Origin of the sequence: Pseudomonas sp. PAMC 26793 (genome assembly GCF_000313235.1) — a bacterium.
In the GTDB taxonomy this organism is placed as follows: domain Bacteria; phylum Pseudomonadota; class Gammaproteobacteria; order Pseudomonadales; family Pseudomonadaceae; genus Aquipseudomonas; species Aquipseudomonas yamanorum.
On the sequence record NZ_AMXG01000054.1, the window covers coordinates 205,838 to 232,144 of the forward strand.

Genomic DNA, 26,307 nt, shown 5'->3' on the forward strand with positions numbered 1-26,307 from the left:
CCCGTGAGAGAGCAGCGTTATAACGAAGAATGTTCGAAGTGAGCGGGCGTTTAACTTCCTACTTTCCTGTTGAGCGGGGAGGGGCGCGATTGGCGTATGAGTTCGCTTAGCTCAAGGTGGTTCAGCGGCTTCGACAAGGAGCCAAGTAACGGAAAGTTGCGCTCCTGTGCCTGGGCCTCGAGGTTTTGCAGTTCGTTCAGGGGCAGGCCGCTGAGCAATATCGCGGATTTTATAAAGCCTCTGCGGTTGGCGATTTCAATCAGCTCCAGCCCGGGCAGGTCCGGCAAACATTGATCACACAGCAGAATATCGAATGGCCTGTCGGTTTCTGTCATCAGGCGCATGGCCTGCTCGGCGTTCTCAGCCAGGGTCAGGTCGTGGTAGCCGTAGTTTCGCAACAGGCACTGGGTGGCCAGCAATTGAAAGGGGTGATCCTCCACCAACAGGATACGAAGTTGTTCGAGCATGGGTTTTTCCATGAAATGGCCAAGTGCCCTGAAGACGCTCCGCCAGGGCGTGTAGTTAGAAGGTAATGGGCCCGCCAGCGATGGGGCGCAGAAATGTGTCGAAAGACTGCGGTCTGGGCGCGCGATTATTCATCGCGGCGCAGAAAAACTTCGATCAGGCCGCTCTGTTCCGTGCGTAGGGCGATTCTTTGAAAAGTGGCCCTGGCCGTAAGCCAGGGCGCTGCTTCATTGCGGGCTGGAGCGCCCGGTCATTTCTCGGGCCATCTCACTGGCGTAGCTGTCGGTCATGCCGGCGATGAAGTCGATCATGCGCAGGAAGGAGGCGTGCAATGACCACGACGGGTCCGGGGCGCTATTGCCCAGCAGGTCGAGGATGCGCCGGTTCTTGAACGACGGGGTGCGACCGCCATGTTGTTCCAGTGCCGCCCCGCAGAAGGCATTCAAGAGGATTTCCAGGGTGGTGTAGGCGCCGATTTCATGCAGGGTCTTGCGCTTGTCCTGGAAGATCTTCTTGCGCGCCATGTCCTTGGCATCCAGTACGCAACGCTTGGCGGGGCCGTGCATATGCTCCACCAGGTCCCCCGGCAGGGTGCCGGCCAGCAGCGCTTCCTGTTGCTCGACGAACGCTCTGGCAGCGGCGTTGGTCAGGTGCTCGATGGCCTTGCCCCGCAAAATCGCCAGCTTGCGTCGCCGGGAATCCTGCGGGCCGAGTTGGCGATAGGTTTGCGGTAAATCGTCGCCCACCAGGTCCAGCAGCAATGACTCGACCTCGGCGTATTCCAGCAGCTCCATTTCCAGTCCGTCTTCGAGGTCGATCAACGCGTAGCAGATATCGTCGGCCGCCTCCATCAGGTACACCAACGGATGCCGGGCCCAGCGCTGTTCTTCCAGTTGCGGCAAGCCGAGCTTCTGGGCGATCTGCTCAAGAATCGGCAGCTCGCTCTGGTAGCAGCCGAACTTGTGTTTCTTGTAGCCCAGCGAGTCGGCGTGGCGCGCGGTCCAGGGGTATTTCAGGTAGGTGCCCAAGGTGGCGTAGGTCAGCCGGGTGCCGCCGTCGAACTGGTGGTATTCCAACTGCGTCAGTACCCGGAAGCCCTGGGCATTGCCTTCGAAATTCAGGAAGTCATTGCGTTCGGCGCTGGTCATGTCATCCAGCCAGCCACGCCCCGACGCCTGCTGGAACCAGTGCCGGATCGCGTCTTCACCAGAATGACCAAAGGGCGGATTGCCGATGTCGTGGGCCAGGCAGGCCGACTGCACCACCATGCCCAGGTCGCTCGGGTCACACCAGTCGGGCAGGGCGCTGCGGAGGGTCTCGCCCACGCGCATGCCCAGGGACCGTCCCACGCAGCTGACTTCCAGGGAGTGGGTCAGCCGCGTATGGATGTGATCGTTGCTGGTCACCGGATGCACTTGGGTCTTGCGGCCCAGGCGGCGAAATGCGCCGGAGAAGATGATGCGGTCATGGTCTTTGTGAAACGGGCTGCGGCCCAGCTCTTCGGGACTGTGCAGCGGTTTTCCAAGGCGTTCGCGGGTAAGCAGGGTGGGCCAATCCAAGGCGGGTACTCTCCGTGCGGTGAATGACGCCTCCCAGCTTCCCGGTTCAGCCGGGCCTTCGCAAGCGAAAAACTACAAGCCGACGGCGTCGATATCGATTAACAGCAGGCGCCGACCGTTATCAAAGAATTGTCCTGCAGTCAGGCAGTATTGGTTGGTCGTGGCATCGCGATAGGTCGAGGACAGGGTCAGTCGTCGCTCCTCCCAACCTTCGGCCAGCAGGTGATAAAAATACGGGCGCCAAGACCAGTTGTGCCCCAGGTAGCGGCCGTCGGCTTGCCACGCGCCCTGGTGCCATTCGAAGTTGGGTGTCAGTTGCGTGCCATGCCGGTCGCACTGGTAAAAACGCAGCAGCCAGGGAAATGCCGGCAATTGCGGCAGTTGGCTCAGCGGTGCATGGGTGTGGGCCCAGGTTTGCAGGATCTGCATCAGTTCCGCCAGTTGCTGGCGCAGTTGCATGATCCGGCCACGCTCCGCCAGCTTCTGTTGGACATACGCGGTGCGCAGTTGGGCGAAGCGCGGCACGAATGCATCGGTGGGGAACCAGTCCAGCTGGGCCTGGGCGAACAGGTAGCCCTGGACATAGCGCGAACCGCATTCCAGGGCGAAATTCAGCTGGGCCTCGGTCTCGACGCCTTCGGCAATGATCCAGCAGCCGGTTTTTTCCGCCATTTGTGCCAGTGCCCGCACCACGTCCCCGCTGGGCCCTCCCCGGGCAGCTGCCTGGAACAGGCGCATGTCCAGCTTGAGGATGTCGGGCTGCAAGGCCAACACGCGGTCCAACTGCGAATACCCGGCGCCGAAGTCATCAATGGCAATCCGCGCTCCGGCCTCGCGGTAGCGTTCTACGACTTCGGCCAGGCGCAGGATATCGCCACCCAGCTCAGTGATCTCGAACACGATGCGGCGCGGGTCGACGTTATGCACCTGCAACTGCTTCAGGCTCGGCAAGGCCTGCCCCGGGCGCAGCCGGCTGATCCAGCGTGGCGAGATGTTCAGGCTGAGGAACCACTCTTGCGGGGCCTCATGCAGACGGCTCAGGGCATTGTCGCGGATCTGCCGGTCCAGGCGGCGCAAGGCCACGGAGGGCGTGCGCGGATCGGCAAACAGCGGACCCACCGAGCGCAGTTGGCCATTCGCCTGGCGTAGTCGGCCCAAGGCTTCTACGCCGGCGATGCGGCCGGTGGCGGTGTCGATGAATGGCTGGAAGCAGGCGAGCGGTTGCCCGTCGATCACAGGGCCTCCTTAAAAGACCGGAATAAAAAGGCCCGACCCTCAACGGTGAGGGCCGGGCCTGATCTGTCTGCAAGAATGCAGCCAGCGCGGCTCAACGTTTGCGCGAAGCACCTTGCATGGCCAGTTTGATCAACGGGATCAGACCGGCGCCAAGCCGTACCAGACGAGTCATGGTGCTGATCCCGCCGCTCTTGGCGCCTTTGCCGGTAAGAAAGCCCAGCAGCGTCACCACGCCTACGCCCCACAGCGGCGCGTGCTTGATGCCAAAACCGTCCTGCCAGCTCTGGCCCATGTTGCGGACCTTTTGCAACGGCAGCATCAGTTGCTGGGACTCGTGACGAATTTCCTGGCGGTGCATTTCCATGCGCAGGCGGATCAACGCCTTGCGCATCTCCCGCCGGGAAGTGTTTTGCGGCAATTCAGTCATGCTCATGGCAGCAGGCGCTCCCGGTCGTTGGCCAGCTCTTCGAGGGTGGCGTGGAACGGCGTGGACTCATCGAACACCGCCGCCTTCAGGCGCAACCCGCAGAACGCTGCGGCCAGTATGTAGAACACACACAGGCTGATGATCCCGGTCAGGCGGTAGGTATCCCACACTAGAATCATCACCAGCGCCGACAAACCCACCAACAGCAGCAAGGCAAACACCAGCGCCAGGCCGGCGAACAGCAACAGGCTGACGGTGCGGGCCTTCTGCTCCTGCAACTCGATGCCAAACAGCTCGACGTGGCTGTGCAGCAAACCCAGGACAGCCGCGCCCAGGCGCCGTGAGGTAGAACTTGGGCCCGTGGACGAGCCGGATTCGCCGATAGACATAGTTAGCGCCTTGTAGCCAGCAGGCCGATCAAAAAGCCCACGCCCGCCGCAATACCAACGGACTGCCAAGGGTTGGCCTGGACATAGTCTTCAGTGGCCGTGACGGCCGCCTGGCCGCGCTCGCGCAGGGAGTCTTCGGTCAGTTGCAGGGTTTCACGGGCCTTGAGCAGGCTGTCGTGAATCTTGCTGCGGAGCTCGTCTGCCTGGTCACCGGCGAGGATCGCCGTGTCGTCCAGCAGCTTCTCGGTATCGCTGACCAGGGTTTGAAAATCCGCCATCAGTATTTCTTGAGCAGTCTTTGCCGTTTTTCTGGCCATGGTTATCTCCGTGAGTAGCGGGTCTGTTTACTTTTGGTTTCGAGTCACCGGCATCGGTGAAGGTTCACTGCAATTGTCTGGTACAGCTTTTGCTTTGCCTTGGTGCGCAGGCCTGGGGCCTTGCGCTGAATCCGGGCGGTTGGGGCGAAAACCCCGAAAAACCTTACCCTAAATAACTAAAACTCGCGGAAAAACCCTGTCGGATTCTGCCTTTCTCAATGATCGTTGCGCTAAAGCGGTTCACGGCCTCAACAGAGGGTCGGACCGCCGGTACCAATTTAGTGCGCATCATGAAGGTCATGAACTGCTTTGGTGCTTTTTCCTGCATGTGCAGGCCTGCCATCCTCCATGGAAAATTTGCAAAGCGCGGTGGATACCCTCGTCCACAGTTCCAACACGCTGTTTATTCTGATTGGTGCGGTCATGGTCCTGGCCATGCACGCCGGCTTTGCGTTTCTGGAAGTCGGCACCGTGCGCCAGAAGAATCAGGTCAATGCCCTGTCGAAAATCCTCAGTGACTTCGCCATCTCCACACTGGCCTATTTCTTTATAGGCTATTGGATCTCCTACGGGGTGACCTTCATGCAACCGGCGGCGGTGATCAGCGCCGACCACGGTTACGGGCTGGTGAAATTCTTCTTCCTGCTTACTTTCGCCGCAGCGATCCCGGCGATCATTTCCGGGGGGATTGCCGAGCGTGCACGTTTTGCGCCGCAACTGTGCGCCACCGCGTTGATCGTAGCCTTCATCTACCCGTTTTTCGAAGGCATGGTGTGGAACGGCAATTACGGGCTGCAAGCCTGGTTGCTGGCCAGCTTCGGCGCGAGCTTCCATGACTTTGCCGGCAGCGTCGTGGTGCACGCCATGGGCGGTTGGCTGGCGCTGGCGGCGGTGTTGCTGCTGGGCCCGCGCCAAGGGCGTTATCGGGAAGGGCGCCTGGTGGCGTTCGCGCCGTCGAGCATTCCATTCCTGGCGTTGGGCTCGTGGATCTTGATCGTCGGCTGGTTCGGCTTCAACGTCATGAGTGCGCAAACCCTGTCCGGGGTCAGCGGGCTGGTGGCGGTCAACTCGTTGATGGCGATGGTCGGCGGCACCGTGGCGGCACTGGTGATCGGGCGGAACGACCCAGGCTTCTTGCACAATGGTCCGTTGGCCGGGCTGGTCGCGATCTGTGCCGGCTCCGACCTGATGCACCCCGTGGGCGGCCTGGTGACTGGCGTAGTGGCGGGCGGCTTGTTCGTCTGGTTCTTCATCGCGGCCCAGGACCGCTGGAAGATCGACGATGTGCTGGGTGTGTGGCCGCTGCACGGGCTGTGTGGCGTGTGGGGCGGGATCGCCTGCGGGATCTTCGGCCAGACCGCCCTGGGCGGCCTGGGTGGCGTGAGCCTGATCAGCCAGTTGATCGGCACCGCGCTGGGGGTAGTGGTAGCCCTGGCCGGCGGCTTCCTGGTGTATGGGGTGATCAAGCGCGTTTACGGCCTGCGCTTGAGCCAGGAAGAGGAGTATTACGGCGCGGACTTGTCGATCCACAAGATTGGCGCGGTCAGTCAGGATTGAGGGGCGAGTCAGCGTCGTTAGGGTTGCAGCCATGCAGTAGCCGATACCGGCTGCGGCGTACCTCATCCACGCGCCCTTTAACCTGCTGGTCCGACAACCCCAGCAGGATCAGCGCATGGGAGGCGAGCATCAGGCTCGACTCCAGCAACTCGGGCACCACCTCCGTGGCGCCGGCGGCTTTCAGTTCGGCCAGTTGACTGTCGTCGCGGGTGCGCACCAGGATTGGCACATGCGGGTTGATTCGCCGCGCTTCGTTGAGCACGGTGAGGGCGACGTCACTGTTGTCCACCGCAATCACCACCAGGCGCGCACGCTCCAGGCCGACGGCGCTGAGCAGGGCGCCACGGCGGCAGTCGCCGTAATGCACGGCGCTGTCTTCGGTGGAGGCTTCCTGGACCCGCTCCGGATCGTCATCCAGGGCGATGAAGGCTTGTTGTTCACGGTGCAGGAAGCGCCCGATGGACTGGCCGACCCGACCGTAACCGCAGATCACCGCATGGCCTCGCAGCTCGGCATTGAGGGCGGTTATCTCTTCAAGCTGCACTTGCTGGTTGGGCTTGCGGTGCAGGCGCAGGACAATGGCGGGTGCCGCCCTGAGCAACAGCGGAGTCAATAGCATCGAGCAGAAGGTGGCCGCCAGCAGCAGGCTGCCGATGTCGGCGGGCATCAGGCGGCTTTGCTGCATTTGCGCCATCAAGGCGAAACAGAACTCACCGCCCTGGGCCAGCGCCAGGCCGCTGCGCCAGGCGGTTTCACCGTCGCTGCCACGCAACTGCACCAGCACCGCGACCACACAGCCTTTGATCAGCATCAGGGTGAGGGTCAGGCCGAGAATCAACAGGCTGTGGCTGATGAACAATTGCAGGTCGATCAGCATGCCGATGCTGACGAAAAACAGCCCCAGCAGGATGTCGCGAAACGGCCGGATATCGGCTTCGATCTGATGGCGATAATGGCTTTCCCCCAGCAACATGCCAGCGAGAAAAGCGCCGAGTGCCGGGGACAGGCCCAGCAGGTGTGTGAGCCAGGCGGTGAGCAGCACAATCACCAACGCCAGCAGCACGAACAGCTCGGCCGAATGAGACGCCGCCACTTCACGGAACAGGCGTGGCAGCAACCAGCGGCTGGCCAGCAGCAGGCCGAGGAACAGCACCACGGTTTTGCCCAAGGTCAGTGGCAATGCCCAATACCAGGCTCGCTCGCTGTTACCGGCGAACACTGGCACGAGGGTCAGCAGCAACACGGCCACTACGTCCTGGAACAGCAACACCCCAATCGCATTCTGGCCATGGCTGCTGAAGATTTCGCCAAGGCTGGTCAGCTCCTTGCTGACGATGGCGGTGGACGACAACGCCAGTCCAGCACCGAGCAACAGCGCGGTCGTCGGCGACAGGCCGAACAGTGCCAGCAAACCTGCCAGCAGCAACCCGCAACACAACACTTGCAAGCTGCCCAGGCCAAACACCACACGGCGCAGGCTGAGCATTTTGCTCAGGGAAAACTCCAGGCCCAGGGAAAACAGCAGGAACACCACCCCCAGTTCGGCGAGGTCCGGCAGCTCTTCGCTGTCATTGACCCAGTCGAGGGCAGTGGGGCCTACGGCCAGGCCAACACACAGATAGCCCAGCACCGGCGGCAGTTGCAGGCGACGAAACAGCGCAATCACCACCAGGGAGGAGGCCAGGATAATCAGCAGGTTGGCAAACACGCGCAGCTCCATTGCAGGTATTACGGGAAAAAAGTCGCGAGACTCGCCGAATCAGTTATACGCCATGCTGATCTGGGTCAGGCTTTTGCCGTGTCCCGACGCTGTTAGAATGGGCACCTGATTCTTCTCGGACCCTTTGCCATGCTTCCTGAATGTCAGTTGTTCGGCACCTTGGGCTGCCATCTTTGCGAGTTTGCCGAAGCGGAAATCATGCCGTTGGTCGAACACGGCCTGCTGGTGGAGTTGGTGGATATCGCCGATTCCGAGGCCTTGTTCGAAGCCTACGGCCTGCGGATTCCGGTGCTGCGCCGGGTGGACACGGGCGCTGAGCTGGACTGGCCGTTCGATGAAGCGCAGGTGGTGAGCTTTCTCCTCTAGTACTCGGCGATGGCGAGTTCCCGATTATTCAGTTACTGTATGTTTGTACAGCGATTGAATGAGAGGGAACGCCCGTGGTGAATGTTGAACAACTGAAAAGCAGCGTCAATCGCATGTCCGCCGACGTGGTGCGCGATGCGGTGAACGAGCTGCGCCTCGATGGCCTGGTCACGGAAGGCAAGACGCCGTTTAACAAAGTGCATTTCAATACCTGCTTTGCCGAGATCGAGGCGCTGTTTCAGCGTGCCGGTTATCACAAGCAGTTGGATGTGGTGGGCTATCAGGGCTTGCTGTATGCGCTTTACGATCCGGGCCGCTGGGAAGCGGTGGATGTGCTGCGCTGGCTCAAGGAATTCACCGAAGCAGCCAGTGCGTCGCCAGTGCTGCGTGGGGAATTGGCCAAGGCCTGAATCTGTGCTGGGCCTGATCCGGCCGCATGCGGGATAATGCCCGCCTGTATGTCACGTTTTGAGCCTGCCCATGTCCGTTTTTTCCGCTGCCCAGCATCAAGCCAGCACCTTGTACCTGCCGCCGGGCGCCTGGGCGACCGTGCTGGATTGCCTGTGCGAGCACTTCCCGGCCATCAGCCGCGAACAATGGCTGGACCGCATCGCCCGGGGGCGGGTGCTGGACATCAACGGTGCACCTATCACTCAGGACCTGGCCTACCGCGAAGGCCTGTGCATCTACTACTTCCGCGAAGTGCCGAACGAGAAAGTGATCCCGGTGCAGGAGACGATCCTCTACGCCGATGAACACCTGGTGGTGGCCGACAAGCCGCACTTCCTGCCGGTCACGCCTGCCGGCGAGTACGTCGAGCAGACCCTGTTGCGGCGTTTGATCCGTCGCCTGGACAACCCGTCTCTGGTGCCGCTGCATCGCATCGATCGGCATACCGCGGGGCTGGTGCTGTTTTCGGCTAACCCGCAGACGCGCTCGGCGTATCAACAGCTGTTTCCCACGCGCAAGATCGACAAGTTCTACGAAGCCATTGCTCCGGCATTGCCTGGGCGGACTTTTCCGCTGGTGCATAAAAGCCGGTTGGTGGACGGCGAGCCGTTCTTTCGCATGCAGGAAGGCGAGGGCGCGAGCAATACCGAGACGGCGGTCGAGGTGCGGGAAAAAAATGGCGACCTGTGGCGCTATGGCCTGTTTCCGGTGACCGGCAAGAAACATCAGTTACGGGTGCACATGACGGCGTTGGGCGCGAGTATCTGCAACGATCCGTTCTACCCCGACGTCATCAAGGATGCCGAGGACGATTACGCCAACCCACTCAAGCTGCTGGCCCAAGGCGTGCGCTTCATCGACCCGGTCACCGGTCTGGAGCGAAACTTTCGCAGCGAGATCAGCCTGGACTGGTAAACCCCAGGAACGAAAAAGCCCGCATTACGCGGGCTTTTCGTATCTGGCGTTAAGACTTACAGGTCTTTAACGGTGCGAACCTGATCCTTGTTGATCTGGGTGCGCTTGCCATCCAGCTGTTCGAATTCGTAGAAGCCGGTGGACTTATCGAATTTAGGAGTGTCGACGGCCTGGATTTCGCGACCGTCATTCAGGGTGATCACTGTAGGCGAGGCGCAACCGGCAAGGGTAGCGAGGCCCAGTGCAAGCATGAGAGCGGCGATGGTCCGTTGGGTCATGAGTTTGTCTCCGAGAGAATGCTTTGTTGAGTACTGACCTTGTGACGTGTGCAACGTCGGCAAAGTTCCTTGTTCGACGTTCATTCTGACACGCTGGGCGGGCGGTGCAACAACTCAGGTGTATTGAGGTTGGCCAGGCGTGGGTCGTCGGCGGGGCAATCCAGGGCTTTGGCCCCCAGTGCCTGCATGATTCGGCGCGGGCTGCGCTCGCCGGCTGCCCAGGCGTCATCGAACCGCTCGCGCAGCAGCGTCGGTATGACGCAGAGCAGAGGCTCCCAGAAATCGCCGTGGCGCACCATCACCGGCAGCAATGGATTCTGCTGCGCCGTGCTGCGCAGGTCGGCGAGCAATCGCGCGTCGATCTGCGGCACGTCGCACGGCAATACCAGCAAATGCCCATGCTGCGCCACCGCCAGCCCTGCGCGAATGCCGGCCAGTGGTCCCGGGAAGTCCGGGCTGTCATCGCCGACCAATTGATCGGCGTAGGCCGCGTACTGCGGCTGGTTGCGGTTGCAGGAGATGATCAGGTCGTCGGTCAAAGGCCGCACCAGGCGATGCAGGTGCGCAATCAGCGGCTGTCCGTGCCAGTCCAGCAGGCCCTTGTCGAGGCCGCCCATGCGCTGGCCACGGCCGCCGGCCAGCAACAGGACGGAGCAGGACAGAGGGGAAGAATGGCTTGGCATGGCAGCTCCTGCGGGCAGTGAAATGGGGGGCTGTGATATAACATCGGGCTGTTCCTTCGACAACCGGACCGAGCCATGAAAGCCAAGGCTGATGCGCCCTTTGTACCCCTGAATATCGCTGTATTGACGGTCAGTGACACCCGCACCCTGGAAACCGACACCTCGGGCCAGGTCTTCGTCGACCGCCTGACCGCCGCCGGCCACCTGCTGGCCGAGCGCGTGTTGCTTAAAGATGATCTGTACAAAATCCGTGCGCAAGTGGCGCACTGGATTGCCGAAGACGTGGTGCAAGTGGTGTTGATCACCGGCGGCACCGGCTTCACCGGCCGCGACAGCACCCCGGAAGCGGTGAGCTGCCTGCTGGATAAACAGGTGGATGGTTTCGGCGAACTGTTCCGGCAAATCTCTGTGGCCGATATCGGCACCTCCACCGTGCAGTCCCGCGCCCTGGCCGGCCTGGCCAATGGCACCCTGGTGTGCTGCCTGCCGGGCTCCACCAACGCGGTGCGCACCGGTTGGGACGGGATTCTCGCCGAGCAACTGGATAACCGTCACCGCCCGTGCAACTTCGTTCCGCATTTGAAGCAGGCCGAGCCCTGTGAATCCCGTGGGTAAGCCGGGCAAGACCGGCGCGTTGATGCCGGTGGAAGATGCCCTCGAACAACTGCTGGCGATGGCTGAGGCAGCGCCGATTCGTGAGCAGGAAACGTTGCCGCTGGCCGAGTGTGATGGGCGGGTGTTGGCCCAGGCGCTGATCTCTACCCTGGACTTGCCGCCCTGGCCCAACAGCGCCATGGACGGTTACGCCCTGCGCCTGGCGGACTGGACCGGCGAGCCATTGGTGGTCAGCCAGCGCATTTTCGCAGGCACGGCACCGGAGCCTTTGGCAGCCGGCACCTGTGCGCGGATCTTCACCGGTGCCCCGGTGCCGGAAGGTGCGGACTGCGTTGAGATGCAGGAAAACGCACTGGTCCACCCCGATCAGCGGGTGAGCTTCACCGAAGCCTTGCAGGTGGATCAAAACATCCGTCCCCAAGGCCAGGAAACCACGGTGGGCGAGTTGGTATTGCCAGCAGGTACACGCCTGGGCCCGATCGAGTTGGGCCTGGCGGCTTCATTGGGTCGTGATCGCCTGGAGGTGGTGCGCCGTGCCCGTGTGGCCGTGCTGTCCACCGGAGACGAACTGATCGAGCCGGGCCTGCCGCTGGGTCCCGGGCAGATCTACAACAGTAATCGCCGGGTGCTGTGCAGCTGGCTGGAGCGCCTGGGTTGCGAAGTGGTAGATGCCGGGATCCTGCCGGATGATCTGGAAAAAACCCGCGAGCGCCTGGGTGCATTGGGCTCGGTTGACCTGATTCTGTCCACTGGCGGTGTGTCGGTGGGGGAGGCGGATTTCCTGGGGATTGCGCTGCGGGAAGAGGGCGAGCTGGCGCTGTGGAAGCTGGCGATCAAGCCGGGCAAGCCGCTGACGTTCGGGCATTTCCGTGGCGTACCGGTGATCGGCTTGCCGGGTAATCCGGCGTCGACCCTGGTGACCTTTGCCTTGCTGGCGCGGCCTTACCTGTTGCGCCGCCAGGGCGTGGAAGACGTGCAGCCGTTGCGCATTGAAGTGCCGGTGGGGTTTGTCTGGGCCAAGCCGGGGAATCGCCGTGAGTATTTGCGCGGGCGACTTGAGCAGGGCAAGGCGATCATCTACCGCAACCAGAGCTCGGGTGTGCTGCGCAGTGCGGCGTGGGCCGAAGGTTTGGTCGAGGTACGGGAAGGCACGACGCTGGAGATCGGTGATCGGGTCAACTTCATTCCGTTGAGTGAAGTCTTGAACTGAGCCCGGTCTATCAAACAATGAAAATCAAAATGTGGGAGCGGGCTTGCTCGCGAAAGCGGTGGATCAGTCACCCGATGTATTGACTGACCCTCTGCATTCGCGAGCAAGCCCGCTCCCACATTTGATTTGTGTTCATCCTGCAATCAAGGCAAATCACGACTCGCGTAAAACGCACTCAACACCTTCACCAGGTGCGCGAGGTCGTGGCTGCCGCACAGCTCGCGAATCGAGTGCATGGCAAACGTCGGCAGGCCGATATCCACGGTGCGCACGCCCAGGTGGCTGGCGGTGATCGGGCCGATGGTCGAGCCGCAACCCATGTCGCTGCGAACCACAAAGCTCTGCACCGGCACTTCTTCGGCCATGCACAGATGGCGGAAGAACCCGGCGGTTTCGCTGTTGGTGGCGTAGCGCTGGTTGCTGTTGACCTTGATCACCGGGCCGGCATTGAGTTTCGGGCCGTGGTTGGCGTCGTGTTTCTCGGCGTAGTTGGGGTGCACGCCGTGGGCGTTGTCGGCAGACACCAGCAGCGACTTCTGGATAGTGCGTACGAACTCATCACCTTCCGGCAGCAGGCGGCGCAATGTCTGCTCCAGCATCGGGCCGTCGGCACCGCAGGCGGAGCATGAGCCAACTTCTTCGTGGTCGTTGCACACCAGCACGCAGGTTTCGTCGGTTTCGGCGGTGAGCAAGGCTTGCAGGCCGGCGTAGCACGACAGCAGGTTGTCGAGGCGGGCACCGGCGATAAAGTCGCCATTGAGACCAATCACCGCAGCGCTCTGGGTGTCGTAGAAGCTCAGCTCATAGTCGAGCACCACGTCGGCGTTCAAGCCGTGTTCACGGGCCAGTTGTTCGGTAAGCACCGCGCGGAAGTCCACACGCTCGTCGCCGGCGAACTGCGCGAGGATCGGTGGCAGCTCGGTCTGGGCATTGATCGCCCAACCCTGGTTGGCTTCACGGTTCAGGTGAATCGCCAGGTTGGGGATAATCGCGATGGGCAGCTTGAAGTCGATCAGTTGGCTTTCGACCTTGCCGTCGCGGCGGAAGGTCACGCGGCCGGCCAGGGACAGATCGCGGTCGAACCACGGCGCCAGCAACGCGCCGCCGTACACTTCCACACCCAGTTGCCAGAAGCCCTGGCGTTGCAGTTCAGGCTGTGGCTTGACCCGCAGGCACGGGCTGTCGGTGTGGGCGCCGACCAGGCGAATACCGCCTTGCAGGGGCGAGTGGCGGCCGAGCTTGAAGGCGATGATCGAGGAATCGTTACGGGTCACGTAGTAGCGACCGTTGGCCTCGGTGGTCCAAGTCTCGCGCTCGTCAAGACGCTGGAAACCGGCGGCTTCCAGGCGCTGTGCAAGGGCGGCGGTGGCATGGAATGGGGTAGGGGAGGCCTTGAGGAAGTCGATCAGGCCTTGGTTCAACTCTTCGCGCATAAGTAGCTCCAGACAGCAATGGCGCGAGTTTACCGTCCGACGGGATAAGTGCACAGAACAAATGTGGGAGCGGGCTTGCTCGCGAATGCGGTGGACCAGTTAGCTCATTCAGCGACTGACACACCGCATTCGCGAGCAAGCCCGCTCCCACATTTTAATTGCGTTTACAGCTTAAAACGGCGCGGGGCACTCGAAGCGCAGGCGCTCGCCGCTCTGGGGATGGGTGAAGCTCAACATGCTGGCATGCAGGCACAGGCGCGGCCAGGCAGCCAAGGCCTGTTCATGGGCGTACAGGCCATCGCCCAACAACGGATGCCCGATGGAGAGCATATGCACACGCAGTTGATGTGAACGGCCGGTGATCGGCGTCAGCTCAACCCGGCACCAGTCGCCGCAACGCTCCAGGACTTTCCAGAAGGTCAGCGCATTCTTGCCGAACTCATGGTCCACCACGTGCCGTGGCTTGGTCGGCGGGTCATAGCGCAATGGCAAGTCGATGCTGCCGCTGTCCAGTTCCGGTTGGCCCCAGCAGAGTGCGGTGTAGGCCTTTTCGGTTTCCCGGTCATGGAACTGACGCGACAGTTCACGGTGGCTGTCGGCGTCACGGGCCAGCAGGATGATCCCCGACGTTTCCCAGTCCAGGCGATGGACGATGCGGGCTTCGGGGTAGCCGTTTTCCTGCAGGCGGGTGATCAGGCAGTCCTTGTTGTCTTCGGCGCGACCGGGCACCGAGAGCAGCAGGGTAGGCTTGTTCACCACCAGGACAGCGGCGTCCTGATGAAGGATGTGGACATTGGACAACGGCATTAAAACAGCCTCGTAACAAACGCCAACGGCGGCTGGGTTGCCGAAGTTCCTGTAGGCGCGAGCTTGCTCGCGAAAAACTCAAGAACAACACGCTCATTCAGGATGAGCGCGTTATCGTTAACGTCCTTCGCGAGCAAGCTCGCTCCTACAGAAGTCCAGTAACCCAGCCGCCGTGGCGACCGCCTTTTCGATCAACGATCAGGCAGGGTGATATTGAGTTCCAGAATCGAGCAGCTGCCGTCATTTTCCAGGGCGACATGCACGTCATCGTTACCGATATTGACGTACTTGCGGATCACCTCCACCAGTTCCTTCTGCAAGGCTGGCAGGTAATCCGGGGTGCTGCGTTGGCCGCGTTCGTGCGCCACGATGATCTGTAGACGCTCTTTCGCTACCGACGCGGTACTTGGCTTTTTGTTGGCGCGAAAGAAGTCGAGAAATTTCATTGTTTAGTTGCCTCCAAAGATACGCTCGAAGAATCCCTTCTTCTTAACATCGAGGAAGCGATGTTCCACGGTCTTGCCCAGCAAGCGATCTACCGCATCGCTGTACGCCTGGCCGGCGTCGCTCTGGTCGTCAAGAATCACCGGCACGCCTTGGTTGGATGCCTTCAGGACGGCCTGGGATTCCGGGATCACACCCAGCAGGGTCACGGCGAGGATTTCCTTGACGTCTTCAACGCCGAGCATTTCACCGTTGCTGACGCGCTCAGGGTTGTAGCGGGTGAGCAGCAGGTGTTCCTTGATCGGGTCTTCACCTTTCTCGGCGCGCTGGGACTTGCTGGCCAGCAGGCCGAGCATGCGGTCCGAGTCACGTACCGACGACACTTCAGGGTTGGTCACGACGATGGCTTCGTCGGCGAAGTACATCGCCAGGTGAGCGCCGGTTTCGATACCCGCCGGGGAGTCGCACACTACGTATTCGAAGGTTTCCTTCAGTTCAGCGAGGACTTTGCCTACGCCTTCCTTGGTCAACGCATCTTTGTCGCGGGTCTGGCTGGCGGCCAGCACGTACAGGTTCTCAAGGCGCTTGTCCTTGATCAGGGCCTGTTGCAGGTTGGCTTCGCCGTTGACCACGTTGACGAAGTCGTACACCACGCGGCGTTCGCAGCCCATGATCAGGTCGAGGTTACGCAAGCCGACGTCGAAGTCGACGATGACTGTCTTGTGGCCGCGCAGAGCGAGGCCGGTACCGATAGCGGCGCTGGTGGTGGTCTTACCCACACCACCCTTGCCGGATGTAACCACGAGAATCTTGGCCAAGGTGTTTCACCCCTAAGGAAAAAGGACATTCAGTCCCTGAAAAACATCTCTTGAAACTCGCTGCAGGCGGACAGCCTTTGTAGGAAAAAGATGTGGTTTCCGTAGGAGAAACGCCAACTTTCAATTATTCCTACACAAGTATTGCCGGTTTCGCTGTGCTATCAGAGTCTAGAGATGCTTGGAAAATGCGGCAGTATCCGTTAAAGACGGATGATGTTCAACACATCGCCCGACAGGCTGACTTGCACCCCGGCCCCCCACAGCGGATCACGGCGCAAATCTTCCGAAACCTTGTACTGGCCTGCGATGGACACTAGCTCAGCGGTCAATTGCTGGCAAAAAATACGGGCCTTGGTGTCACCCTTTATACCGGCCAGTGCACGACCGCGCATGGGGCCGTATACATGGATGTTTCCGTCGGCAAGAAGTTCCGCCCCCGGGCTTACCGGGGCGATGACGACAAGGTCGCCACCCTGGGCGTAAATCTGCTGCCCGCCCCGTACGGGAGAGGTGATGATCTTTGTAGGCTTGACCGTCGGCTCTGGCGGTTTCTCCGGTTTTTTCTTCTCTTCGCCGACCAACGGGTCGAGCGGACGCTCGCGGGCACCGGACGGCGGCAGTACTGGCAGTTCAATAGCGATTGCGGCGGCAATGTCTTCGATACGGCTGGCACGAATCGCCAGGGTACGCAGGCCATGCTGGCGGCACACGCGCATCAACCCGGGCAGGTCGACAGCGCCCTGGCCGGCGGGGAGTTTGTCCAGGGCCAGCACCAGCGGCGCATTGTTGAAGAAGTTCGGCGCGAGGGCGACCTTGGCGGCGAGCTGGCGGTCCAGGGCGTCAAGGTCATTGCGGGCCAGTTCCAGCACGGTAATGGCGAGCATGCTGCCTTTCAACTGGAACACGGGATCTTGGTCTAGCGGTTCGGTTTGGCTCATGGTCGGCAAAGCGGCTTGTCACGAAAAGTGTCGAGACTTATAACGAGAACATCCGCTAGCCGCAAGCCGGGTCGAACCGTTGTAGAATGCGCGGCCGTTGTCTTTACCGGAATCTTTAATGGATCGCCCGCGTTTTCGAGCAGTATTTTTTCACCCGCGCTTCTGGCTGCTATGGCTGGGACTCGGTTTGCTGTGGCTGATTGTGCAGTTGCCGTACCGGGCTTTGCTGGGGATTGGCCGTGCCTTGGGAGCGGGAATGTACCGGGTAGCCGGTGAACGTCGGCGCATTGCCGCGCGAAACCTGGAACTGTGCTTCCCGGAAAAGTCCGCCAAAGAGCGTAAACATTTGCTCAAGGAAAACTTCGCGTCCACCGGCATCGCCTTCTTCGAAATGGCCATGAGCTGGTGGTGGTCCAAGCCGCGCCTGGCGCGCCTGGCCCATGTCGAAGGGCTGGAGCACCTCAAGCAGGCGCATCTGGAAGGCAAGGGCGTGATCCTCATGGCCCTGCACTTCACCACCCTGGAAATCGGTGCCGCCTTGCTCGGGCAGAAGCACACCATCGATGGCATGTACCGCGAGCACGGCAACCCATTGTTCGATTTCGTCCAGCGCCGTGGCCGCGAGCGGCACAACCTTGATTCCCTGGCCGTAGAGCGTGAAGACGTGCGCGGCATGCTCAAGCTGCTGCGGGCCGGCCGTGCGATCTGGTACGCACCGGACCAGGACTACGGCGCCAAGCAAAGTATCTTCGTGCCGTTGTTCGGCATTCAGGCCGCCACCGTTACGGCCACCAGCAAATTTGCGCGTCTGGGCAAGGCGCTGGTGGTGCCGTTCACCCAGGAGCGCCTGGCTGACGGCAGCGGTTATCGGCTGGTGATCCATCCTCCGCTGACCGACTTCCCCGGTGAAACCGACGAGATCGATTGCCTGCGCATCAACCAGTGGGTCGAAGCTTCCGTGCGCGGATGCCCGGAGCAATACCTGTGGACCCACCGCCGCTTCAAGAGCCGGCCGCCAGGTGAGCCTAAGCTGTATGAAAAACGCCGTCGTTGATCTGAAGTCCCCAAGCACCATGGAGTGATGCAATGCGCCCAGCTGAACCGGTCACAGGCTTGATTCTTTCCGGCGGCGGGGCGCGGGCCGCCTATCAGGTGGGGGTATTGGCGGCGATTGCCGAGCTGTTGCCGCCGGGGGCCGCCAATCCGTTTCCGGTGATTGTCGGCACCTCGGCGGGGGCGATCAATGCGGTCAGCCTGGCCAGCGGCGCCATGGACTTTACCGCCGCCATCCAACGCCTGACCGCCTTCTGGCAAGGCTTTCGCAGCCACCTGGTGCTGCGCAGCGACTGGCCCGGGGTGATCAGCCAGGCCAGTCGATTCCTTATCCACAGCCTGCTGGGGCTTGGCGCACAGGTGCCGGTGGCGCTGCTCAACAGTTCGCCGCTGCGGGACTTGTTGCGCGACAAGCTGCACCTGGAAGGCATCGAGCAGTCGATCCGCGAGAAACACCTTCACGCCGTGGCTGTGACCGCCTTCGGGTACGAGTCCGGGCAAGCCGTGACCTTCTATCAGGGCGGTGGCACCATCGATGCCTGGCTACGCCATCGGCGTATCGGCATTCCCACCCAACTGACCGTTGAGCACCTGCTGGCCAGCTCGGCGATTCCGTTGCTGTTTGCCCCGGTCAAACTCGATCAGGAATATTTTGGTGACGGCGCGGTACGGCAATCGGCACCGATCAGCCCCGCGCTGCACCTGGGAGCCAGCCGTGTGCTGGTGGTGGGCGTCAGTGGCAACCCGCGCGGCAACGACCCTTCGAACCCGGCACGTACCTTCACCGGCCAGGAGCCGACCTTGGCGCAGATCGGTGGGCACATGCTCAACAGCACGTTCATCGACAGCCTGGAAAGCGATATCGAATTGCTTGAGCGCCTGAACCAGTTCAGTCATGTGTTGCCGAGCAACGCGGCGATACAAGGTTTGGCGCCGGTGGACGTGCTGGTGATTGCACCGAGCCAACCGATCGACGAAATCGCGGCACGTCACCGCCAGGAATTGCCGGCGGCATTGCGCCTGTTTCTGCGTGGGCCGGGGGCGACTAAAACCAGTGGTGCGGGCGTGCTCAGCTACCTGCTGTTCGAGGCGGGGTATTGCAGCGAGTTGATCGAACTGGGAAGGCGGGATGCGCTGGCCAAGCGCGAAGAGTTGCAGCGCTTTCTAGGCCTTACACCGGACTGAATGTGGGAGCGGGCTTGTGTGGTCGCGGGCTTGCTCGCGAATGCGCAGTGTCAGTCAGCAAAGTAAGTCACTGACCCACCGTATTCGCGAGCAAGCCCGCTCCCACATAAACCTACTCCCACAGGGGATAGGCGGTGTGGTTAGAAGTGGTACTTCACCAACAAACTCGCCGTGTCCTGATTGGTCTCGAACGCGCCGCTGTCCTGGATCCCGTACTTGTTCTTCCAGTAGTCGTATTCGATACCGACATACAACTGCTTCTCGCCCCAATGCAGCGCCTTGCCCAGGTCATATTTGATCTGCGGGTTGAAGTGCAGATTGGCGTGGTAAGTGCCACGGGCGTTCTTGTCGTTATCCACGACCCAGTCCATAAAGCCGTCGATCAGCACATTGGAGTTGCCCACCGGGATCGTGTACGACCACACCGGCGTGATCTGCCACACACCATCACCCGGGCGATTGCCTTCGGTCTGGCGCTGGTAGAAGTTCAACTGGAAGTAGTCGAAACCAGGGATTGCCAAGTCGAAGCCCGGACCGAGCAAGTACGACTCGTTGTCGCCTTCGCCGAACTCGTAAGTGAACGCCAGCAACACGTCCTTGATCGGACCGAACGACAAGTCTTTGTCGAAGATCTTGCCGAACGACAAGCGTGGGCTGAACTCACCGTAGTAAGTACTTGGGCCGACATTGCCGTCTTCCTTGCCGTTGTAAAAGATGCGGTCGACGAAGAAGAAGTTGTCGCCGTACTTCCACGCATCGGCGTGTTCGAAGGTCACGGTTTGCTGGATCTGCGGGTTAACAGTGAAGTTCTTGCCCCACAGATAAGTCAGGCTGTTGTTCTGCCACTGCAGCAGATCACCGGCCATGGCCTGGCCCCCGGCCAGCAGGGATCCTGCCAGCATCAGGCTGTTCACGGTACGTTTCATTCGGTTGCTCCCGAGGTAAAGGTTTCTGGTTTTTTTTCTAAGCGGACGCTCTGGTGTGGCGTCTTTTTGCTTGCCGCAAAAATCGTCTGTTCGGTCAGCTTTAATGCTTTTAGCAAGAGCTGCGCCAAGGTGTTTAAAAAGCCAAAAAATCCCCGTCGGCTGTGATGAACACAGTCGAATTCGGAGAGTTTTTGCACACGTTGGCTGCGGACTTGGGGCCCGGATAAGTTGGCCTTGCAGTCAGCTTTTACATTCGCTGTTTTTTTTTGAGTCGATTTGAGCGGGCGCCGAGAATACTGACTCCGAGGCTGGTGCTCAAGTGCGCTGTTACAGCGCGCGCGGGGCGAGAATGGGGCACGGCGCGTGGCCGGCCCCGGGTGAATGGCGTGCATAGTGTGTTCCCTGATCGTTATTGTTTTTGTTGTGACGCAGGAATCAATGTGGGTGTGCGTGAGCGCTTGCGGCAGCGCGTTCGGCGCCGCCCAGAATGTTGAATAACAGGTTCAGTGACAGCGCGCTGAGGGTGGCCATGGCGATGCCGCTGTGAGTGATCGGGCTCATCCACAGCGGCAACTGTGCAAAGAACTCGGGACGTACGACCGGGATCAAACCCATGCCGATACTGACCGCCACCAGCAACTGGTTACGGCGGTCGGCGATGTCGGCTTCCTGGAGGATCTTGATCCCGGTGGCTGCCACCATGCCGAACATGGCAATCGCCGCGCCGCCCAGCACTGCGGGTGGAATCGACGCTACCAGGAACGCGGCCTTGGGCAGCAGGCTCAGCACAATCAGAAACGCCCCGGCCACGATCGTCACCGAACGGCAGCGCACACCGGTCATCTGCACCAGGCCGATGTTTTGCGCGAACGAGGAGTGGGTAAAGGTGTTGAAGAACCCGGCAAAAAACGACGCGCCGGCATCACACAACAGGCCGCGACGCAGCATCCTCGGCGTGACGTCCTGGCCGGTGATCTTGCCCAGGGCGAGGAACATCCCGGTGGACTCGACGAAGATAATCACCACCACCAGGCACATCGACAGAATGGGCGCCAACTCGAACTTCGGCATGCCGAAATGCAGCGGCGTCACCACTTGCACCCACGGTGCCTGGGCCAGGCCGCTGAGGTCGACCATGCCGATCATCCCGCACAGTCCATAGCCCAGAGCCATGCCGATCAGCACCGAGATATTCACCCAGAAGCCGCGCATGAAACGGTTGATCAGCAGGATAGTGGCCAGCACCAGCGCGGCAATCGCCAGGTAAATCGGTGAGCCAAAGGTGGAGGCCGCCGCGCCACCGCCGGCCCAGTTGACCGCGACGGGAAACAGCGAAAGGCCAATGGCGGTGATCACAGTGCCGGTCACCAGCGGCGGAAAGAAGCGTACGACCTTGGACATGAACGGCGCGATCAGGATGCCGAAAAAGCCGGCGGCGATGGTCGCACCGAAGATCCCTTGCAGGCCGATGCCGGGCATGCCTGCCATGGCGACCATGCTGCCGACTGCGGCGAAACTGGCGCCCATCATCACGGGCATGCGAATGCCCACCGGGCCGATGCCGAATGACTGGACCATGGTTGCGATGCCCGCCACCAGCAGGTCGGCGTTGATCAGGAAGGCGATTTCTTCACGGCTCAGGCCTGCCGCCTGGCCGATGATCAAAGGCACGGCGACGGCGCCGCCGTACATCAGCAAGACGTGTTGCAGGCCCACCAGAATCAGTTGCAAGAGGGGCAGCCGCACCATGGCGGGCGCGGCAGGAGTCTGCGTTTCTAGCTGGGACATGCAACACCTCGGATCTTTTTATTGTTGTGTTGTTCGGCATTCAATTGCCGGGTGGAACTCATTCTTCAATACACACCGCAGATCCAATGTGGGAGCGGGCTTGCTCGCGAATGCGGTGGTTCAGTCACCTGAAGTGTTGAATGACACACCGCATTCGCGAGCAAGCCCGCTCCCACACGAGTCCTGCGTTAATCAGTCAGTTGGTACGCGCCCCCTGAGTGATCCAGGTGCCAATCAAGTCTCGTTCCTGCTGGGTCATCTGGGTGATATTGCCCAGTGGCATGATCTGGCTGGCCACGGCCTGCGCCTGGATCCGTGGCGCCATTTGCTGGATCTGCTGCGGCGTATCAAACATCACCCCGGCCGGTGCGGCGCTGAACAGTGGGCTGGTGGGCTTGGCCGAATGGCATACCGCACAGCGCTCCTGAATCACCCCGTGGACCTTGTCAAAATCAACCGATGCCTGGGCCGGTGCTGCTTCGGCGGGCGCCGGTGCAGGGGCTGTTGGCGCCGCTGGTTTAAGCCCGCCACCCAGCGCCGTTTCCGGCAGTGGCTGGTACTCGATGGCCGCGGGTGCCTTGGCCACTTCCGGTGCAGTCGCCACTGGTTTTGGGCCGGTCACGTAGGCCAGGCAAATCATCGCCAGCGCGCCCACCGGCAAGGTCCAGGCATATTTCTGGCTGTTGTGACGGGTGTTGAAGTAGTGACGCACCAACACCGCCGCCACCGCGATACCCGCCAGGATCAGCCAGTTGTATTGGCTGCCGTAGGTGCTCGGGAAGTGGTTGCTGATCATGATGAACAGCACCGGCAAGGTGAAGTAGTTGTTGTGGCGCGAACGCAGCAAACCCTTGGCCGGCAGTGCCGGGTCGGGCGTGCGGTTTTCCGCGATGGCCGCTACCAGCGCACGCTGGGCCGGCATGATGATGCGGAACACGTTGCCCACCATGATGGTGCCGATCACGGCGCCCACATGCAGGTACGCACCACGGCCACTGAACACTTTGCTGAAGCCGTACGCGGCGCCGATCAACAGCACGAACAGGATCAGGCCGAGCAGGGCAGGGCGTTTGCCCAGTGCCGAGTCGCAGAGAAAGGAGTAGATGAACCAGCCGGCCAGCAGCGAGCCGAGGCCCAGCAACACACCTTCCGGACCACTGAGGCTGCTGCCCGGGGCCAGCAGGTACAAGGTCGGGTTGGCATAGAACACCACGCACAGCAGCGCGATGCCGGACATCCAGGTGAAATAGGCTTCCCATTTGAACCAGTGCAGGTTGTCCGGCATGGTCGGTGGGGCCAGTTTGTATTTTTCCAGGTGGTAGATACCGCCACCGTGGATCGCCCACAAGTCACCGGCGAGGCCGTCCTTGGGGTTCACGCGATTGAGGTTGTTTTCCAGCCAGACGAAGTAGAACGAAGCGCCGATCCAGGCGACGCCAGTGATCATGTGAACCCAGCGCACGCTCAGGTTCAGCCATTCCATCAAATGTGCTTCCACAGTCTTTACCTCTCGCCTGTCACTCTGTCGTCGAGTGATCAGACCTTCTCTTATTGGTGGGGGGCGAGGATCAACCGCTCATCCTCTTTGAAAAAATGCTCATCGCAGTTATTGCCTGTGCCACTGCGATCAACCACCAGGAAGTCATCCCGCTTTTCGATCGTCAGCACCGGGTGGTGCCAGACGCCGCGATGGTAATTAATGCCCTGCCTGCCGTTGGTAACGAAGGCGCGGACCAAGCCCGATACAGGTTCATCGCCAAGTGGCGCGACCACGATCAGAAAGGGGTTGCCGAGCAGCGGGATGAAAGCCTGGCTGCCCAGCGGGTGTCGTTCCAGCATGCACACGGTCAGCGGCATGTCCTGCGCGTCGGCGCGGAAGATGCTGATGATCGCGTTATCTTCTGGCGTGGCGGTTTGCACCGTCGCCAGTTTATGAAAGCGCATGGTCGACCCGTTGTTGATCATGAAGTGATCGCTGCCATCGGTTTCGATAACGTCTCCGAAAGGGGCGAAGGCTTCTTTGGTCAGGGGTTCGATCATCAGTGTGCGCATGGCTGTCTTCTTAATCTTGTGTATGGATCGTTCCCACGCTCTGCGTGGGAACGCCGCCCTGGACGCTCTGCGTCCGCTCTTGTGACGCAGAGCGTCACGGTATGCATTCCCACGCAGTGCGTGGGAACGATCGGGTGTTACTTCGAGACCTTGCCCAAAACCCGCAGGCGGCTCACACCACCATCCGGGAACACATTCAAACGAATGTGAGTGATCGGGCCCAGCGCCTTGATTTGCTCGGCAAACGTGTGTTCAGCGTGCATTTCCAGTTTCTGCGCCGGCAGCAGTTCGCGCCAGAACAGCGATTGGGTTTCGATCTGGCTGTCGGTGCCACCCTTCACGAATGCGCCCTGGATCGAGCAAGTGTCCGGGTAGTTGCCCTTGAAGTGCAGGGTGTCGACCACGATCTTCTCGATCTCGCCCGGGTGGCCCAGTGCGACGATGACCCAGTCATTGCCCGGCGTACGACGACGTGCGGTTTCCCAGCCATCGCCCATGTTGATGCCACGGCCCGGGTTGAGGATGTTGCTCATGCGTCCGAAGTGTTCATCGGAGCAGGCCAGTGCGCGGCCGCCGTTCAATGCAGCAGCCAGGTCCACCTGTTCGTTGTCGCCCACCGCCGACCAGTCGCGGAACGGAATGCCGTACACACGCAGACGGGCCACACCACCGTCCGGGTAGATGTTGAAGCGCAGGTGGCTGAAGGCCTGGTCGTTGTTGATCTCGTGGAAGTGATGGCTGTTGCCTTGCAGCTCCACCGCCGACAGCACTTCAACCCACTGGGTGTTGTCATCCGGCTCGCCGCTCGCGAGGAAGCAGGCTTCCAGGGACGCCGATGGCGGGAAGTTGCCGGTGAAGAATGAAGTGTCGATGTCCACGCCTTTGATCGAACCCGGTACACCCAGGCGGATCACGGCGCTGTCGTAGCCTTCGAAGCGCTTGCGGCGCGACTCCCAGCCGTCCATCCACTTGCCGTTGTCATCGAAAACGCCCTCCTTCCACACGGCCGGGGTCGGCTGGAACAGGCGGTTGGCGTCGGCGAACCAGTCATCGGTGACAGAGATGATCTTGGTGCCCAGGCGGGCGTCGGCCAGGTTGACGAACTTCTCGAAAGGTACGGGTTGCGCTTTCATTCTTCTTGTCTGCCTTAAAGTAAGTGGCTTGGGATGCTCGCCAGACCCTGGGCGTTCATGAACCGCTCGGGCCAGGTCTGCTAAAGGGTCAGTAATCGGAACAACGCGATTTTATTGATCTCGGCCAGCGCACATTTGAACTCGGCTTCCACCGAGTGGTGAATGCGCGTTTCAAACGCGGCGAGGATCTGGTGCCGGTTGCTGCCTTTTACCGCCATGATGAAGGGAAACTTGAACTTGGCTTTGTAGCCATCGTTCAGCTCGGTGAAGCGAGAAAACTCTTCGGCCGTGCATTGGTGAATACCGGCGCCAGCCTGTTCATTAGTGCTGGCTTCGGTCAACTGGCCCTGGACGGCCGCTTTGCCCGCCAGGTCCGGGTGAGCGTTGATCAGGGCCAGTTGACTGGTGTGATCGGCGCTCAACAGGATGTCGCTCATGCGCTGGTGCAGGGTTTCGATCTGGTCGATCGAAGCGTCCTGGCCCAGGTCGAAGGCCTTTTCGGCCACCCATGGCGAATGTTCGTAGATGTCGGCGAAGGCTTTGACGAACGCGTCGCGGCTCAGGGTCGAGGGTTTCAGGGTCTGGAACGCAGTCATTTGGCGGCTCCCTGGAAAGGGTGCACGTCATGCCAGTGACGGGCAATGTCCACGCGGCGGGCGAACCACACCTGGTCATGGCCCTTGGCGTATTCGATAAAGCGCTTGAGTGCAGCCAGGCGTGCCGGGCGGCCGATCAGGCGGCAGTGCAAGCCGATGGAGAGCATCTTCGGTGCTTCCGCGCCTTCGGCATACAGCACGTCGAACGCGTCTTTCAGGTATTCGAAAAAGTCGTCGCCCTTGTTGAAACCCTGGACCTGGGTGAAGCGCATGTCGTTGGTGTCCAGGGTGTAGGGGATCACCAGGTGCGGCTTGCCGGTCGGGTTGTTGGGTTCCCAGTAGGGCAGGTCATCGTCGTAGGTGTCGCAGTCGTAGAGGAAACCGCCTTCCTCCATTAACAGCCGCCGGGTGTTGGGGCCGGTGCGCCCGGTGTACCAGCCCAGTGGGCGCTCGCCGGTGAGTTCGGTGAGGATGCGGATCGCTTCGAGCATGTGCTCGCGTTCCTGGGCCTCATCCATGTATTGGTAGTCGATCCAGCGGTAGCCGTGGCTGCAGATCTCGTGGCCGGCGGCGACCATCGCGCGGATCACGTCCGGGTGGCGCTGGGCGGCCATGGCCACGGCGAAAATGGTCAGCGGGATATCGAATTCCTTGAACAACTTGAGGATGCGCCACACGCCGGCCCGGCTGCCGTATTCGTACAGCGACTCCATGCTCATGTTGCGCTCGCCTTGCAGCGGTTGCGCCGAGACCATTTCCGAGAGGAAGGCTTCCGACTCTTTGTCGCCGTGCAGGATGTTGCGCTCACCACCTTCTTCGTAATTGAGTACGAACGACAGGGCGATACGGGCCTTGCCCGGCCAGTGTGGGTGAGGAGGGTTACTGCCGTAACCGACCAGGTCGCGTGGGTAGTCAGCGCTCACTGCAGTCTTCCTTCTTGTTCGTGG

Annotated in this window: 30 protein-coding genes; 8 read left to right on the top strand and 22 right to left on the bottom strand. The window is 61.1% G+C overall.

Features of this window, described 5'->3' with window-relative positions; genetic code table 11:
- Window positions 1–50: 50 nt before the first annotated feature.
- From D109_RS0128765 to D109_RS0128790, 6 genes are all read right to left on the bottom strand, one after another.
- Complete coding sequence (locus tag D109_RS0128765) at window positions 51–467, bottom strand: response regulator (protein ID WP_017479962.1); 417 nt, start codon at window positions 465–467, stop codon at window positions 51–53.
- Between the two features lie 225 nt (window positions 468–692).
- Window positions 693–2,024: a deoxyguanosinetriphosphate triphosphohydrolase gene (locus tag D109_RS0128770; protein WP_017479963.1), complete on the bottom strand. Its 1,332-nt coding sequence runs from the start codon at window positions 2,022–2,024 to the stop codon at window positions 693–695.
- Between the two features lie 72 nt (window positions 2,025–2,096).
- On the bottom strand, window positions 2,097–3,260 hold the full coding sequence (locus tag D109_RS0128775) for an EAL domain-containing protein (RefSeq protein ID WP_017479964.1): 1,164 nt from the start codon (window positions 3,258–3,260) through the stop codon (window positions 2,097–2,099).
- A gap of 91 nt (window positions 3,261–3,351) precedes the next feature.
- Window positions 3,352–3,693 carry a hypothetical protein gene (locus tag D109_RS0128780; protein WP_017479965.1) on the bottom strand — a complete coding sequence of 114 codons (342 nt, stop codon included), beginning with the start codon at window positions 3,691–3,693 and terminating at the stop codon, window positions 3,352–3,354.
- Window positions 3,690–4,076: a phage holin family protein gene (locus tag D109_RS0128785; protein ID WP_003209078.1), complete on the bottom strand. Its 387-nt coding sequence runs from the start codon at window positions 4,074–4,076 to the stop codon at window positions 3,690–3,692. Before D109_RS0128785 ends, D109_RS0128780 begins: the two co-directional genes overlap by 4 nt.
- Window positions 4,077–4,078: 2 nt before the next feature.
- Window positions 4,079–4,393: a YqjD family protein gene (locus D109_RS0128790; RefSeq protein ID WP_026078283.1), complete on the bottom strand. Its 315-nt coding sequence runs from the start codon at window positions 4,391–4,393 to the stop codon at window positions 4,079–4,081.
- Between the two features lie 348 nt (window positions 4,394–4,741).
- On the opposite strand from D109_RS0128790, the gene D109_RS0128800 reads away from it, so the two are divergent.
- Window positions 4,742–5,950 carry an ammonium transporter gene (locus D109_RS0128800; RefSeq protein ID WP_017479968.1) on the top strand — a complete coding sequence of 403 codons (1,209 nt, stop codon included), beginning with the start codon at window positions 4,742–4,744 and terminating at the stop codon, window positions 5,948–5,950.
- Here D109_RS0128800 and D109_RS0128805 read toward each other — a convergent pair.
- Window positions 5,937–7,658, bottom strand: coding sequence for a monovalent cation:proton antiporter-2 (CPA2) family protein (locus tag D109_RS0128805; protein ID WP_017479969.1), 1,722 nt, complete (start codon window positions 7,656–7,658; stop codon window positions 5,937–5,939). The genes D109_RS0128800 and D109_RS0128805 overlap by 14 nt on opposite strands.
- 141 nt (window positions 7,659–7,799) lie before the next feature.
- Here D109_RS0128805 and D109_RS0128810 point away from each other — a divergent pair, with 141 nt between their 5' ends.
- The 3 genes from D109_RS0128810 to D109_RS0128820 all read left to right on the top strand — a co-directional run bounded on the left by D109_RS0128810 (window position 7,800) and on the right by D109_RS0128820 (window position 9,401).
- Window positions 7,800–8,036: a glutaredoxin family protein gene (locus D109_RS0128810; RefSeq protein ID WP_026078284.1), complete on the top strand. Its 237-nt coding sequence runs from the start codon at window positions 7,800–7,802 to the stop codon at window positions 8,034–8,036.
- A 74-nt stretch (window positions 8,037–8,110) separates the two neighbouring features.
- Window positions 8,111–8,446: a hypothetical protein gene (locus D109_RS0128815; RefSeq protein ID WP_017479971.1), complete on the top strand. Its 336-nt coding sequence runs from the start codon at window positions 8,111–8,113 to the stop codon at window positions 8,444–8,446.
- Window positions 8,447–8,510: 64 nt separating this feature from the next.
- Window positions 8,511–9,401 carry a pseudouridine synthase gene (locus tag D109_RS0128820; RefSeq protein WP_085988745.1) on the top strand — a complete coding sequence of 297 codons (891 nt, stop codon included), beginning with the start codon at window positions 8,511–8,513 and terminating at the stop codon, window positions 9,399–9,401.
- Window positions 9,402–9,457: 56 nt separating this feature from the next.
- Here the strand turns inward: D109_RS0128820 and D109_RS0128825 are convergent, their stop codons facing one another.
- A complete protein-coding gene (locus D109_RS0128825) occupies window positions 9,458–9,679 on the bottom strand; it encodes a YgdI/YgdR family lipoprotein (protein ID WP_003209090.1) in 222 nt (73 codons plus the stop codon).
- 80 nt (window positions 9,680–9,759) lie between these two features.
- Window positions 9,760–10,362: a molybdenum cofactor guanylyltransferase MobA gene (gene mobA / locus D109_RS0128830; protein WP_017479973.1), complete on the bottom strand. Its 603-nt coding sequence runs from the start codon at window positions 10,360–10,362 to the stop codon at window positions 9,760–9,762.
- Between the two features lie 75 nt (window positions 10,363–10,437).
- On the opposite strand from mobA, the gene moaB reads away from it, so the two are divergent.
- Both moaB and glp read left to right on the top strand, forming a co-directional pair.
- Window positions 10,438–10,977 (top strand): molybdenum cofactor biosynthesis protein B, encoded by a 540-nt coding sequence (gene moaB / locus D109_RS0128835; RefSeq protein ID WP_003209092.1) that lies wholly within the window; start codon window positions 10,438–10,440, stop codon window positions 10,975–10,977.
- Complete coding sequence (gene glp / locus D109_RS0128840; protein WP_026078285.1) at window positions 10,961–12,187, top strand: gephyrin-like molybdotransferase Glp; 1,227 nt, start codon at window positions 10,961–10,963, stop codon at window positions 12,185–12,187. The genes moaB and glp overlap by 17 nt, the downstream gene beginning before the upstream one ends.
- A gap of 143 nt (window positions 12,188–12,330) precedes the next feature.
- Here glp and D109_RS0128845 read toward each other — a convergent pair whose 3' ends face one another.
- From D109_RS0128845 to minC, 5 genes are all read right to left on the bottom strand, one after another.
- Window positions 12,331–13,620 (bottom strand): M18 family aminopeptidase, encoded by a 1,290-nt coding sequence (locus tag D109_RS0128845; RefSeq protein ID WP_003209095.1) that lies wholly within the window; start codon window positions 13,618–13,620, stop codon window positions 12,331–12,333.
- 171 nt (window positions 13,621–13,791) lie between these two features.
- Window positions 13,792–14,427: an RluA family pseudouridine synthase gene (locus tag D109_RS0128850; RefSeq protein ID WP_017479975.1), complete on the bottom strand. Its 636-nt coding sequence runs from the start codon at window positions 14,425–14,427 to the stop codon at window positions 13,792–13,794.
- A 191-nt stretch (window positions 14,428–14,618) separates the two neighbouring features.
- Entirely contained in the window at window positions 14,619–14,873 is a 255-nt protein-coding gene (gene minE, locus D109_RS0128860; protein ID WP_003175252.1) for a cell division topological specificity factor MinE, read from the bottom strand.
- A gap of 3 nt (window positions 14,874–14,876) precedes the next feature.
- The gene (minD, locus tag D109_RS0128865) at window positions 14,877–15,689 is read right to left on the bottom strand and encodes a septum site-determining protein MinD (protein WP_003209098.1); all 813 of its coding nucleotides are present in this window, start codon (window positions 15,687–15,689) and stop codon (window positions 14,877–14,879) included.
- Between the two features lie 200 nt (window positions 15,690–15,889).
- Window positions 15,890–16,627 carry a septum site-determining protein MinC gene (gene minC, locus D109_RS0128870; protein ID WP_017479977.1) on the bottom strand — a complete coding sequence of 246 codons (738 nt, stop codon included), beginning with the start codon at window positions 16,625–16,627 and terminating at the stop codon, window positions 15,890–15,892.
- 118 nt (window positions 16,628–16,745) lie between these two features.
- Between minC and D109_RS0128875 the strand changes: the two genes are divergently transcribed.
- Window positions 16,746–17,681: a lipid A biosynthesis lauroyl acyltransferase gene (locus tag D109_RS0128875; protein WP_017479978.1), complete on the top strand. Its 936-nt coding sequence runs from the start codon at window positions 16,746–16,748 to the stop codon at window positions 17,679–17,681.
- Window positions 17,682–17,713: 32 nt separating this feature from the next.
- On the top strand, window positions 17,714–18,865 hold the full coding sequence (locus tag D109_RS0128880; protein WP_017479979.1) for a patatin-like phospholipase family protein: 1,152 nt from the start codon (window positions 17,714–17,716) through the stop codon (window positions 18,863–18,865).
- Between the two features lie 140 nt (window positions 18,866–19,005).
- On the opposite strand, the gene D109_RS0128885 is transcribed toward D109_RS0128880, so the two are convergent.
- From D109_RS0128885 to puuE, 8 genes are all read right to left on the bottom strand, one after another.
- Window positions 19,006–19,791 (bottom strand): outer membrane protein OmpK, encoded by a 786-nt coding sequence (locus D109_RS0128885; protein ID WP_017479980.1) that lies wholly within the window; start codon window positions 19,789–19,791, stop codon window positions 19,006–19,008.
- Window positions 19,788–20,183, bottom strand: coding sequence for a hypothetical protein (locus D109_RS1000000134440; RefSeq protein WP_152416422.1), 396 nt, complete (start codon window positions 20,181–20,183; stop codon window positions 19,788–19,790). The genes D109_RS0128885 and D109_RS1000000134440 overlap by 4 nt, the downstream gene beginning before the upstream one ends.
- A gap of 43 nt (window positions 20,184–20,226) precedes the next feature.
- A complete protein-coding gene (locus D109_RS0128890; RefSeq protein WP_026078286.1) occupies window positions 20,227–21,579 on the bottom strand; it encodes a nucleobase:cation symporter-2 family protein in 1,353 nt (450 codons plus the stop codon).
- Window positions 21,580–21,775: 196 nt separating this feature from the next.
- Window positions 21,776–23,077 carry a urate hydroxylase PuuD gene (locus tag D109_RS0128895; protein ID WP_026078287.1) on the bottom strand — a complete coding sequence of 434 codons (1,302 nt, stop codon included), beginning with the start codon at window positions 23,075–23,077 and terminating at the stop codon, window positions 21,776–21,778.
- Between the two features lie 50 nt (window positions 23,078–23,127).
- Window positions 23,128–23,631: an ureidoglycolate lyase gene (locus tag D109_RS0128900; protein WP_017479983.1), complete on the bottom strand. Its 504-nt coding sequence runs from the start codon at window positions 23,629–23,631 to the stop codon at window positions 23,128–23,130.
- A gap of 137 nt (window positions 23,632–23,768) precedes the next feature.
- The gene (gene alc, locus D109_RS0128905; RefSeq protein WP_003209112.1) at window positions 23,769–24,764 is read right to left on the bottom strand and encodes an allantoicase; all 996 of its coding nucleotides are present in this window, start codon (window positions 24,762–24,764) and stop codon (window positions 23,769–23,771) included.
- 80 nt (window positions 24,765–24,844) lie between these two features.
- Entirely contained in the window at window positions 24,845–25,360 is a 516-nt protein-coding gene (gene uraD / locus D109_RS0128910; RefSeq protein WP_017479984.1) for a 2-oxo-4-hydroxy-4-carboxy-5-ureidoimidazoline decarboxylase, read from the bottom strand.
- Window positions 25,357–26,283, bottom strand: a complete 927-nt coding sequence (gene puuE / locus D109_RS0128915) for an allantoinase PuuE (RefSeq protein ID WP_017479985.1) — start codon at window positions 26,281–26,283, stop codon at window positions 25,357–25,359. Before puuE ends, uraD begins: the two co-directional genes overlap by 4 nt.
- Between the last annotated feature and the right edge of the window lie 24 nt (window positions 26,284–26,307).